Source organism: candidate division KSB1 bacterium, assembly GCA_034506335.1.
In the GTDB taxonomy this organism is placed as follows: Bacteria; Zhuqueibacterota; Zhuqueibacteria; order JANLFK01; family Oleimicrobiaceae; genus Oleimicrobium.
In genome coordinates this window covers 33,065-43,562 of sequence record JAPDPR010000029.1, presented here as the reverse complement: position 1 = coordinate 43,562, position 10,498 = coordinate 33,065, and the positions used below count along the sequence as shown (strand labels likewise).

12 protein-coding genes are annotated in these 10,498 nt (G+C 60.0%); 1 reads left to right on the top strand and 11 read right to left on the bottom strand.

Annotated features, from left to right (window positions below; translation table 11 throughout):
* The first annotated feature begins 197 nt into the window (after positions 1 to 197).
* Positions 198 to 1,103: a DUF2520 domain-containing protein gene (locus ONB25_09635; GenBank protein MDZ7393139.1), complete on the top strand. Its 906-nt coding sequence runs from the start codon at positions 198 to 200 to the stop codon at positions 1,101 to 1,103.
* Between the two features lie 73 nt (positions 1,104 to 1,176).
* Here the strand turns inward: ONB25_09635 and ONB25_09630 are convergent, their stop codons facing one another.
* The 11 genes from ONB25_09630 to hslU form a co-directional block, all read right to left on the bottom strand.
* Entirely contained in the window at positions 1,177 to 2,838 is a 1,662-nt protein-coding gene (locus tag ONB25_09630) for an AMP-binding protein (GenBank protein ID MDZ7393138.1), read from the bottom strand.
* A gap of 45 nt (positions 2,839 to 2,883) precedes the next feature.
* Entirely contained in the window at positions 2,884 to 3,231 is a 348-nt protein-coding gene (locus ONB25_09625) for an alkylmercury lyase (protein ID MDZ7393137.1), read from the bottom strand.
* 43 nt (positions 3,232 to 3,274) lie between these two features.
* Positions 3,275 to 3,610: a hypothetical protein gene (locus ONB25_09620; protein ID MDZ7393136.1), complete on the bottom strand. Its 336-nt coding sequence runs from the start codon at positions 3,608 to 3,610 to the stop codon at positions 3,275 to 3,277.
* 195 nt (positions 3,611 to 3,805) lie between these two features.
* On the bottom strand, positions 3,806 to 4,120 hold the full coding sequence (locus tag ONB25_09615; protein MDZ7393135.1) for a Smr/MutS family protein: 315 nt from the start codon (positions 4,118 to 4,120) through the stop codon (positions 3,806 to 3,808).
* Positions 4,117 to 4,593, bottom strand: a complete 477-nt coding sequence (locus tag ONB25_09610; protein ID MDZ7393134.1) for an NUDIX hydrolase — start codon at positions 4,591 to 4,593, stop codon at positions 4,117 to 4,119. The genes ONB25_09615 and ONB25_09610 overlap by 4 nt, the downstream gene beginning before the upstream one ends.
* Before the next feature lie 28 nt (positions 4,594 to 4,621).
* Positions 4,622 to 4,882 carry a hypothetical protein gene (locus ONB25_09605; protein ID MDZ7393133.1) on the bottom strand — a complete coding sequence of 87 codons (261 nt, stop codon included), beginning with the start codon at positions 4,880 to 4,882 and terminating at the stop codon, positions 4,622 to 4,624.
* A gap of 77 nt (positions 4,883 to 4,959) precedes the next feature.
* Complete coding sequence (locus tag ONB25_09600; GenBank protein ID MDZ7393132.1) at positions 4,960 to 6,096, bottom strand: glycosyltransferase family 4 protein; 1,137 nt, start codon at positions 6,094 to 6,096, stop codon at positions 4,960 to 4,962.
* Entirely contained in the window at positions 6,093 to 7,172 is a 1,080-nt protein-coding gene (locus ONB25_09595) for a glycosyltransferase (GenBank protein ID MDZ7393131.1), read from the bottom strand. The genes ONB25_09600 and ONB25_09595 overlap by 4 nt, the downstream gene beginning before the upstream one ends.
* Positions 7,173 to 7,208: 36 nt before the next feature.
* Complete coding sequence (locus ONB25_09590) at positions 7,209 to 8,171, bottom strand: GNAT family N-acetyltransferase (GenBank protein ID MDZ7393130.1); 963 nt, start codon at positions 8,169 to 8,171, stop codon at positions 7,209 to 7,211.
* A 34-nt stretch (positions 8,172 to 8,205) separates the two neighbouring features.
* The gene (gene argF, locus ONB25_09585; protein MDZ7393129.1) at positions 8,206 to 9,120 is read right to left on the bottom strand and encodes an ornithine carbamoyltransferase; all 915 of its coding nucleotides are present in this window, start codon (positions 9,118 to 9,120) and stop codon (positions 8,206 to 8,208) included.
* Between the two features lie 15 nt (positions 9,121 to 9,135).
* On the bottom strand, positions 9,136 to 10,473 hold the full coding sequence (gene hslU / locus ONB25_09580) for an ATP-dependent protease ATPase subunit HslU (protein ID MDZ7393128.1): 1,338 nt from the start codon (positions 10,471 to 10,473) through the stop codon (positions 9,136 to 9,138).
* Between the last annotated feature and the right edge of the window lie 25 nt (positions 10,474 to 10,498).

Here is a 10,498-nt window from a genome sequence, read left to right as displayed (position 1 = left end):
TGCGTGGCACTTATCAGGCGTGCGGGGCAGGACCGGTGAGTGTGCTCCTCCATGCGGCAAGACTATTGCAGGCGGATACCGTGACGGTGTTAGCACAGACCAATTCCGCCGACGCGACCGGGGTACGCGGCGGCTACGTGGTGGGATATGTGGCCGCAGCGGTGTCGCGTCCGACGTGAGGAACTCGGACTTGCCTGATGGACACTGAGCGGCAACCCGCCGAGCGCGTTGCGGTGGTGGGTGCTGGAAGGGTGGGCAGGAGCCTGGCCGTTGCACTGTGCCAAAACGGCGTGGAGATCACCGCCGTGGTGGACCAAGACCTGCCCCGCGCTCAGAGCTGCGCCGCGCGCGTCCGAGCAGGAGTATCTGCTACCTCCTCTACTGCCATACCTGCAGAGACCACCACCATCGTGGTTGCTGTGCCAGACGATGCGCTGGAGAGGGTCGCGGCCGCGCTCTTGTCCTGCCCTGCCACACGTGAGGGCCTTGCCACCATCCACACTTCGGGTGCGCTGGGCGCCGAGGTGTTCGACAGCCTCCGCAGCACAGGAGTGAGCGCCGCATCTGCCCATCCCATCATGACGTTTGCAGGCAGTGAGGAGGACTGGCGACTGTGGGCGGGGACTTTTGTGGGCATAGAAGGGGACGACGAAGCCCGACGCCGCGCTAGCTCATTGATGCGCCGGGTGGGCGCCATTCCAGTAGAACTCCCCACAGGCCAAAAGGCGTTGTATCACCTCGCTTGTGTATTCGCCTCTAACTATGTGGTGGCCCTTTACTCCTGTGCCGCCCGCACCCTTGTACAGCTGGGCATCGAGGAACCCACCGCGTTGCGCCTGCTGGCCCCGCTCACCGCGCGCACTGTCGCCAATATCACGGCGCAGGGCCCATTGGGTGCCCTCACCGGCCCCATCGCGCGCGGAGATGTGGGTACAGTACGCCGCCACCTCGACGCCCTGGCCGCATCGGAACCCCTTAGATCGGTCTATGTGGCTTTGGGGAAAGTGTGTGTGGAACTGGCGCGCGCCCAAGGTGGTAGCAGCATGGAAGACCTTGAAGCGATTGAGACCCTGCTCAACGCCTACCTGAACAACCCTCGATGAGAGGGCTTCGCGCCCAAAAACAACAAAGCCGGCCCTACCACAGCCGGCTCGGTTGGTATCCTCAACACCATGCTCACGAAACGTACAGGTAGCGCTTGATCTTCTTGGTTGGGGTCATTTCGAAGGGCTCCCGCTGCTCAATGATGTCATGAATGCGGGAAAACGTAGAGACCTTCTCGTTAACCTCCCGCTTCAGCGTTTGCAGTACCTCCTGAATTTTGCGCGCCGCCTGTTCTTCTTCCATTTTGTGCAGACCGAATTCCTGGTCGAGCAAATCATAGTCCAAATGCACTTTAGCCACCAGGCGCCCGTTCCGCTCGTACACCAAAGATTCCAGCACGTAAGGCGATTCAGCAAGCTTGGCCTCAATCTGCTCAGGATAAATATTTTCCCCGCTGGGTCCGACAATGACATTCTTGGAGCGGCCTTTGATGTACAGGTACCCATCCTCGTCCAGGTATCCCCGGTCACCAGTGACGAGCCACCCGCCTTCGAGCAGTGTTTGCCTGGTGGCTTCCGGGTTCTTGTAGTAGCCCTGCATCACATTCGGGCCTCGTGCCAAGATCTCGCCAATGCCGGTTTGAGGATCAGGGTCGGCGATCCTAAGCTCAACGCTTTCCACCGCCTTGCCGCAGGACTGGAACTTGACTTCCCCGACTGGATTGACCGTGAGCAACGGTGAGGATTCGGTCAACCCGTAACCGGTAATATATGGAAAGTCCGCCTCCCGCAGAAACTCCTCCACGTCTGGACTCAAGGCAGCGCCACCGAAGCAGATGAAACGTAAATTGCCCCCGAAGGCCTTGTACAGACGTCTGCCCACCACTTTGTTCAACGTCTTGCGCATCGGCCGCAGCTTGTAGAGGTCCTTTATCAGGAACTTCTCCCCAATCTCACTCAACACCTTCTTCTTGTAGATCTTTTCCATAATGAGGGGCACCGAAAGCACAATGGTGGGCCGCACCTCTTCCAGCGCCGGAAGCAGTGTTTGAGCTGTAGGCAAGCCCTTGATGTAGTAAATCTTCGCGCCACCACACAGGGGGGCGATGAAGCCACAGGTACACTCATAAGAATGCGACATGGGGAGAATGGAGAGCAGTGTGTCGTCTGGAGTGATGGCGATCGCGCGCAAGGCCTGCAGCGCGTTGTAGGTGATATTCTTGTGCGAAAGCATCACCCCCTTGGAATGACCCGTGGTGCCGGAGGTGTAGAGGATCTCTGCCAGGTCCCCCTCTTTAATCTTCGCTGACGGCAAGACAGTCTCCTTGGCCCCTTCTTTCATCAAGTCAACCATGCTCTCCACCTTGTAGGGCAGGTCCCGTCGGTCAATGGGGTCAAGGCTAACGAGGAGCTTGAGTGCGCCCAGGCGTTTCTCCTCCGCCTTGTGCACCAACTTACTGGAGACAAACAGTACTTTGGCGCCCGAATTGCGGATGATGTGGTGCACTTCCGACTTGTGGAAGTCGGGCAGGATAGGCACCGCCACGGCACCCATGCAGGTTATCGCCAAGTAGGCAGTGCCCCATTGCGGGCTATTCTCTCCTAGGATAGCGACCCTGTCCCCTGGCTTGACGCCCCTTTTTCTCAGCCCGTGCGCAGTGGCCACCACGGCCCGTTTGAGGTCGCTATAGGTCATCGGGGGCTCATCTACAAATGAGACCGCCACGTGCGGCCCATACTTCTCAAAACTGGTCTCGGCAAGACAACGGAGCGTCAACTCGTCCAAAGCGTACATGGAGACTCCTCCTGTGCTCTGTCCAACAGCAGTTGCCCAGCCTCCTCACTGTTCATGTGTCGTCCGCCCGCGCAACTTCACAATCTGTGCCCGCAAGAACTCGAGAGGGAGCACGCCACTCTGATGCCCCTGGAGCGAGTAGACCCTGCAGGCATAGAGATTCCCCTGCGGTTCAGCCTCGGTGTAGACGTCCACGCCGTCCACGAGTACGCTCGGCGACCCCGCGAACACGCCCCTCGGAGATAAGCAGGGGTCCTCGGCTGTTGTAATGACCAGCTCCTCTTCGCTGATGAGACCCTCACACACAAGCCTGCGCAGGTTGTCCAAAGTCTCCTCTGCATGTGGACAGCCTGGAATGTACTGGAACTCGATCCTGCTTTGCTTCCGCGGCATGGCACTTCGCCCTCCGTGTTGCGGTAGCGCCACCGAGGGGCCCTCACTTCATCGGGTGGGCTTCCTTGGCGGTGACGGTGAATGCTTCATACAGGCTGAGGCCTATGCCCAAGACAAACACCGTCCACAAGAGCGGCACCGCGAAGCCAGCCAGCTGGTCACCAAGGATGGAGGCAACAAAGGTGTGCACGCGATTGACCAGCGGCCTCGCAACGACGGCAATTGCTGTGGCGATCATTACCGCAACAAGCATCTTCGGCAAATTAAGCCTTAGGCCGCCGAAGAAACCGATGATGTATATCAACACCCCCAGGAGGAATGCCACCCACGTGGCCGTGGAGCCAAAGTTCAGAGAGTAGCTTACCGGGTCTTGAATCAACGTAACCTCCCGCACACGTCACGGTGTGAACGCCCCGTTCATTGGCCGAAAGGCACCCTAATATAGTGAGGAAAAACAATGATGTCAAGAACAAATTGGCGCTGCTTTGGTGAGAGCCATTTCGCCGCTGCCTCCTCGCCTGGATTCCGCATCATCGCCTGCCAGCCTGGGCCCAGCGGCGCCGACAAACTTAGGCTATGAGCTCTTCCCAGAACGTAGCTCCACTACCGTCGCTCCCCAGCCCCCCGCTTCGGGTGGAGCATCGGCAAAGGTGGCAACAAGGGGATTTCCGCGCAAGCACTGGTGCACCACCCACTTGAGTTTGCTGCGCCCTTTGCCGTGCACGATGCGCACCTGGCTGTACCCCTGCTCGCCTGCATTGCGCAAGAACTCATCCACCATCTCCGGAACCTGTTCCGGGAACAAGCCGTGCAGGTCGAGCACATCCCGCACCACAAAGTAATCGGGAAACTGCTCCTCTGGAGGGTGATTCTCCTGGTGCTCTTTCATCGATCCGGGCATGCACGACATGAGGGGGAGTGATTGGGGCCCGCCCCAAGGAGCGCCAACCCCTTGTCCACCACTGTGCGCACGGCGTCGGTGAGGTGATAGTTGGCGAGCTGCCCGATTGGCACCCAGGCGACCTCCAACACATCGCTGTCCGAGCGAGCGGTGCCACCCAAGTACTTGCCTAAGAAATCGATCAACACATAGTGGTAGCGTACTCTTTCCTGTTCGTCGCGGATGATGAGGTCGCACACATCAAGCACATCCATGACCTCCACGTCTACATGGCACTCTTCGGCGAGCTCTCGCCGCGCAGCTTCGCGCACCGGCTCCCCCAGTTCCACGTGACCGCCAGGCAGCGACCAGTGCCCCGCCTTGGGCTCAGCACCGCGCCGTGCCAACAGGATAGCCCCTTCACGCTCCACCAAGACGCCAACGCCCACGATAGGCGTGGGCGGATAGAGATCGGGCGACATTGGCTTGTATTTCCCCGGCGAGGGGGGATTAGTTGTCTTCCCAGTCGTCAAAATCTCCCCACTCTTCCTCGTCTTCTTCGTCGAAGTACTCTTCTTCGTCCCACTCCTCTTCCTCGTCGAGCTCTTCGTCCCAGTCCTCTTCTTCGTCCCACTCCTCCTCCCACTCCTCGTCCTCTTCCCCTTCCTCTTCATCTTCCCAGCCGTTATCCTCCCATGGCTCCTGGTCCGGATCATAGTCAGAGGACCACGCCTTGCCGAGCCACCGACGGGAATCATCACCTGCAGTCATCGCCTAATCCCTCTCCCACAATTGATGGAACCTTGGTTTCTAACTCGGCGCAAAGCTATCAAATTAAAAACTGAAAATCAACAAGATTTTTTCGCATTCTCCGAGGGCCAAGCGTATTGCGCGAAGAGCTCCTCCAACTGCTCGATCATACGGTCGATGGCGAAGCGATGCTCCACGCGGACTCGGCCGGCGCGCCCCAGGGTACGGCCCAACTCCGGCTCGCCCAGGAGTCGAGAGATTGCCGCTGCCAGGGCCTCTGCATCGGCCGGAGGAACAAGGAGTCCGGTCTTTCCGTGCTCCACGATTTCTGGCATACTGCTCACGTCGGTGGTTACCACCGGTTTGCCCGCGGCCATAGCCTCGATGAGCACAATCCCGAACCCTTCCCACAAGGAAGGGAGCACGAGCAGATCGATGCTATGCATGACGGCCGGCACATCGCTACGAAACCCGCACAGAATAACGGCCTCGGCGAGGCCTAGGGCAGCGGCTTGCGCCTCGATCCATTCTCGCAGTGGCCCTTCGCCCACCATCAGCAGTATTGCCTCCGGGTGACGCTTGTGGACCAGCGAAAACGCCTGCACCAGATAGTGGATCCCTTTGCGCTCGTCCAGTTGGCCCACAAACCCGACCACTTTCGCACGAGCAGGGATGCGGAGCTCGGCCCTGAGCAGGGGAGGCGCGGTCAAAAACGGAGAAGGGTCGATGCCGTTGTAGATCACCTCAATGTGCTCCGCTGGTAACCACGGCGCGTTCCGCCGCAAGGCGCGTGCGGTAGCCCAGGAATTGGCGATGACCCTGGAGGCGAGTTTGGTGTAGGCGAAACGATAGCGCCAGCGGTTCTTGAGTGGGTAGTCGATCCCTCGCCGAGGAAACACGGCTCGCACACCCGCAAGCCGCGCCGCAAGCCCGGCAAAGCGCAACTCCTTGTCCATGTTGGTCAGCACGACGTTGATCCGCAGGCGCTTGATGAGACGGTAGACTTGCACGATGGCCACAGGGTCAAAGTCACCGCGCATGGCCATGGTCGAGCACGGGATTTGCCGCTGGACTGCCTCGGCGGCCAGCCTCGTGCCCGGACGGCACAGAAGGTGCACACGGTGGCCCCGCTCCATCAGCAGCTCCAGCGTGCGCAACATCCACACCTCGCCGCCGCCGAACATCTGAATCGAATTGACAAAAAGGATGCGTAGGGGCGCCCGCGTCATGCTCATGCAAGGAGTCCTGCCAAGCGATGAATGTGCGCAGCAACCCGCCTGCTGTCGTGGTAGCGGAGGACCCACGCCCGGCCCGCCGCACCAAGTCTCTGCCGCAAGCCCGCATCATTGATCAGCCGCACCAGCTCCTGGCGCAGGTTACCGGCGTCAACGACCACGAACGGGTGGTCAGGGTACCGCTCTGCAAAGCCCGGCGCCAGGCATGAGCACACCGGAATACCCATGGCTAAGGCCTCAAGGGAGTTGATACCATAGCCCAGGTCGCCGAGCTGGTCCACGAAAATGTCGCACTCGGCCTTCCGCCGCAGGGCCTCGGCATAGGGCAGCTTTTCGATCAGCACCATCTCCACGCCCCATTCCTCTTGCAGAGCAACGAGCACGGGGATGATGACGTCGCTCCCTTTGGCTTTCCTATTGGTGGGAGCGTGACCAATGCGTAGGGGACCGGGTCGCCTTTCACGCCGGGGTTCAAAGCGCTCCACCTCAAACGGAAAGAAGACGTGGTGAATGGAGGGGTGTAACCTCAGGTGGTCAAATTCGACCGTGACGCGCACATCGGCGAGGGCATCGACAGCGGGAATAACGCCGCGAGTACGCAGGTCGCTGCCGGTGTAACAGCAGATGATCCGCTTGCCTTCCTTTTTCCGCTGGGCTATGAACCGGCCGTCCCTTGTAAACTCCAGCCCGCCATCCAACTGATACACGTCAAAGTCAGCGAGCCTATGCCGGCGCACAGCGCGGCGGATGGCGGGGCTCCAAAGAGCCTCCCGGAGGCGAACCAGCATTCGCTCGACCGGCCCATGGGGACGCCAGGTAGGAGGGAGCTGTTCAGGCACCCGCGCCACGTTGTCCACGCGCAGCCTCTCTGGGTCAGAAAAGAACCGTTTCGCCAACCGCGTGCCCCACCAGTCCAGCAACGGCAGCTCCAAGCAGATGTCTTCCTCAAAACAGCGGGGATCGCGCCCGAGGGTCACCAGCCGACTATAATGCCCCATGGCCCGCTCAGCACGCACCAGGGTCATGGGGACATCCGAGGTGTTGAATGGAGCAATATGGAGGATGCGCAGCGGCATGATAACCTCAGGCGGCGCGCATGGATAAAACCGCCCTCAAACAGCACGATGGAAGGTGTCGCGAAAGACCCCCTGTGCGCCGAACCCTTCTTTGAAATGGCCAAGCCCCCAGTTGGGCGCCATGTTTACGGTGAAAATGCCAAAGTCAAACCAGCTGAACCCCCTGCGGATTGCATCCTGGAAGATCTTGTAGAAAAGGAGATTGACCGGCCGGTAGTGCTGAAAGCCCTCGTCGTGGCTGATGTAAAAGGCCAGCGTGGTGCGCACGTTGCAGTCGAAGAGCACCACCCCCGCAATCATCCGCCCCTCCGCAAAAGCGCCCAACAGATGGATGCGCTCCGGAAAAAGGCCTTTGAGGGTGAGCAGCTCGTCGACCGTGTGCGTGGGGCGCACATTGTGCCGCATCTTCAGGTTCTTCTGCAAGATCTGGTAGAACTGAGCATAATCGTCGCACGGGCGCACCTCGACCCCCAGCTTGAGGGCGCGTCGGACCGCCCGCCGCGACTCGGCACTGAATGTCTCCAGTACACACTCAGGCGCGAAATTCAGCGGCACTACGCTGGAAATTTCCCGCTTCTTGTACACAAAGTTTCTCTGAAAAAGGGCAAAGTCGATGTAGTTGCTGGGCTTGGCCCAATAGACCTGCGGCGGATGAGTGAGCTCCACCACATCGAACTTCTGCCCATGGGCATAGTCCAAAAGGGCGTCTACCAACAGAAAGGCATCGCGGATGGAAAGGTCTGGCCGGACAACAAATCCGCCATAGGATGCCCCACAATGGGAAGAGAGAACGTTGGAGTTTCCGCGGTCCAGTCGCACCGCCGGCAGAAGCGCCAGTACCCGGCCCCGCTTCTTGAACACCAGCGAATGGTCCTCAAAGCGCCCAGGTGGGTGGTAGGAAAGAAAGCGCCGGGTATGGAAAATGGTGCCGTTATTGGCCGCCCAGACGAAGCGATCCCATTCCTCTGCGTGCTGATCCTGGTAGCGGGTAATCTCCACAGCCAAGTCCTCGTCTTCGGTGCGCTCCCACTTCTCACGCCCGCATGAGCGTGACCATGATCGCCTTCTGCACGTGCAAACGGTTTTCCGCCTCGTCAAAGACCACAGAGTGCGGGCCGTCTATCACCGCATCGGTGATTTCATCCCCGCGGTGTGCAGGGAGGCAGTGCATCACAATGCAATCGGGCGCAGCCATCGCCACCAGTTCTTCGTTCACCTGGTAGGGCCTGAACACCTTCTTACGCACTTCTGCTTCCGCCTCCTGCCCCATGCTGGCCCAGACATCGGTATAGATCACATCAGCCCCGCGCACTGCCTCCTTGGGGTCGCGGAACAGCTTCACCTCGCTCACGCCGGCACCTTTGGCGCGCGCCAAGATGGCTTCATTGGGATCGTATCCCTCAGGGCAGGCCAAGTGGAGCGTGAACGGAAGGCGTGAAGCCATATTCAGCCAGGAGTTGGCCACATTGTTGCCGTCCCCAACCCAGGCCACTTTCAACCCCTCCATCCTCCCCTTGTGCTCTATGATGGTCAGCACATCGCCCATCACCTGACAAGGATGAAGGAGGTCGGTCAGGCCATTGATGACCGGTACAGACGCGAAACGGGCCAGCTCCTCGATCACTTCATGGCCAAAGAGGCGCGCCATGATGCCATCGCAGTAACGGGAAAGGACGCGGGCCACATCCGCCACCGATTCGCGTTTGCCAAGACCGATCTCGTTAGGGCCCAAGTACAGAGCGTGACCGCCCAGCTGGAACATGCCCACCTCGAAAGAAACGCGCGTGCGCGCCGACGGCTTTTCGAAAACCATCGCCAGAGTCTTACCGCGGAGCAAAGGCTCACACTTGCCTCGCTTGGCGTCGCGCTTCAATTTTTTCGCTAGCTCTAAGGTGGCTTCCACCTCCCGCGAAGAGAAATCAGTTATGGCAAGAAAATCGCGTTTCACAGGTTCCTCCTCCGCTCACAGAATGTAGTGACTTAGGTCCTCATCTTCCACAATATCGCGCAGCGTCTCGCGCACCTTCTTTTGGGTGATGGTCACGCTCTTGATATTCTCGTCAGGGAGCTGGTAAAGGATGTCCTCCAACAAAGTGGTGAGGATGGTGTGTAGGCGGCGGGCGCCAATGTTTTCGGTGCGCTCGTTCACCTTGGTGGCGGTCTCGCTGATTTCGCGCAGGGCGCCCCGAGTGAACCTAATCCTCACCCCTTCGCTTTCTAACAAGGCCGTGTACTGCTTGATAAGCGCGTTCTCCGGCTCGGTGAGGATGCGCATAAAGTCCTCGGTGCTCAGGCTATGCAGCTCCACGCGAATGGGGAAGCGCCCCTGCAATTCAGGGATGAGGTCTGAGGGGCGCGACACGTGGAACGCACCCGAAGCGATGAAGAGGATGTGGTCGGTCCGCACCAGTCCGTACTTGGTGAGCACGGTGGTGCCTTCGATGACCGGCAGGAGGTCGCGCTGCACGCCTTCGCGCGACACATCAGGGCCGACCGCGCTCTTCTCGCCGGCGATTTTGTCGATTTCGTCCAAGAAGACAATGCCCGAATCTTCTACGCGGGCGATGGCCTCGCGTACCACCTCCTCCATGTCGATCATCTTCTGCAGCTCCTCTTGGACAAGGTAGCGGCGCGCCTCGGCCACTTTCATCTGCCGCTTCTTGACCTTCTTGGGGACCGCCGGGCCGAGAAGCTCCTGGAGATTGACCCCCATCTCCTCCACCCCGAGGGGGGAGATGATCTGCATCAGGGACATGGAGTCGACGGGGACCTCCAGTTCGACGGTGCGGTCCTCCAGCTGGCCAGCGCGGAGGCGGCGACGCAGCTTTTCGCGCGTGCGCTGCAGGCCTTTGCGTGGCCCAGGGTTATCCCCTTTGCCATCGCCTCCGTCGGGGAGCAGGAGCTCCAAGAGGCGATCCTCGGCCAGCTGTTCGGCGCGCGGCTCCAGCTGCTCGGCCTTCTCATTGCGCGTCATCGCCACCGCCAGATCCACCAAGTCCCGGATGATCGACTCCACATCGCGGCCCACGTAGCCCACCTCAGTAAATTTGGAGGCCTCGACCTTGATGAACGGCGCATTAGCCAGCTTGGCCAGTCGACGCGCGATCTCCGTCTTGCCCACGCCGGTGGGGCCGATGAGGATGATGTTATTGGGCATGATCTCCTCGCGCAACCGCTCGTCCACCTGGAGACGACGCCAGCGGTTACGCAGGGCGATGGCCACCGCCTTCTTGGCCTTCTCCTGCCCGACGATGTAGCGGTCAAGTTCCCGCACGATCTCTCGCGGGGTCAGCTGTTTCATTGGTCTTAGTTCCCCTTCGGCTCCC

Coding starts and splice junctions, on each gene's coding strand:
- ONB25_09635 (MDZ7393139.1), top strand. CDS start 198: ATGGACACTGAGCGGCAACCCGCCGAGCGCGTTGCGGTGGTGGGTGCT.
- ONB25_09630 (MDZ7393138.1), bottom strand. CDS start 2,838: ATGTACGCTTTGGACGAGTTGACGCTCCGTTGTCTTGCCGAGACCAGT.
- ONB25_09625 (MDZ7393137.1), bottom strand. CDS start 3,231: ATGCCGCGGAAGCAAAGCAGGATCGAGTTCCAGTACATTCCAGGCTGT.
- ONB25_09615 (MDZ7393135.1), bottom strand. CDS start 4,120: ATGAAAGAGCACCAGGAGAATCACCCTCCAGAGGAGCAGTTTCCCGAT.
- ONB25_09610 (MDZ7393134.1), bottom strand. CDS start 4,593: ATGTCGCCCGATCTCTATCCGCCCACGCCTATCGTGGGCGTTGGCGTC.
- ONB25_09605 (MDZ7393133.1), bottom strand. CDS start 4,882: ATGACTGCAGGTGATGATTCCCGTCGGTGGCTCGGCAAGGCGTGGTCC.
- ONB25_09600 (MDZ7393132.1), bottom strand. CDS start 6,096: ATGAGCATGACGCGGGCGCCCCTACGCATCCTTTTTGTCAATTCGATT.
- ONB25_09595 (MDZ7393131.1), bottom strand. CDS start 7,172: ATGCCGCTGCGCATCCTCCATATTGCTCCATTCAACACCTCGGATGTC.
- hslU (MDZ7393128.1), bottom strand. CDS start 10,473: ATGAAACAGCTGACCCCGCGAGAGATCGTGCGGGAACTTGACCGCTAC.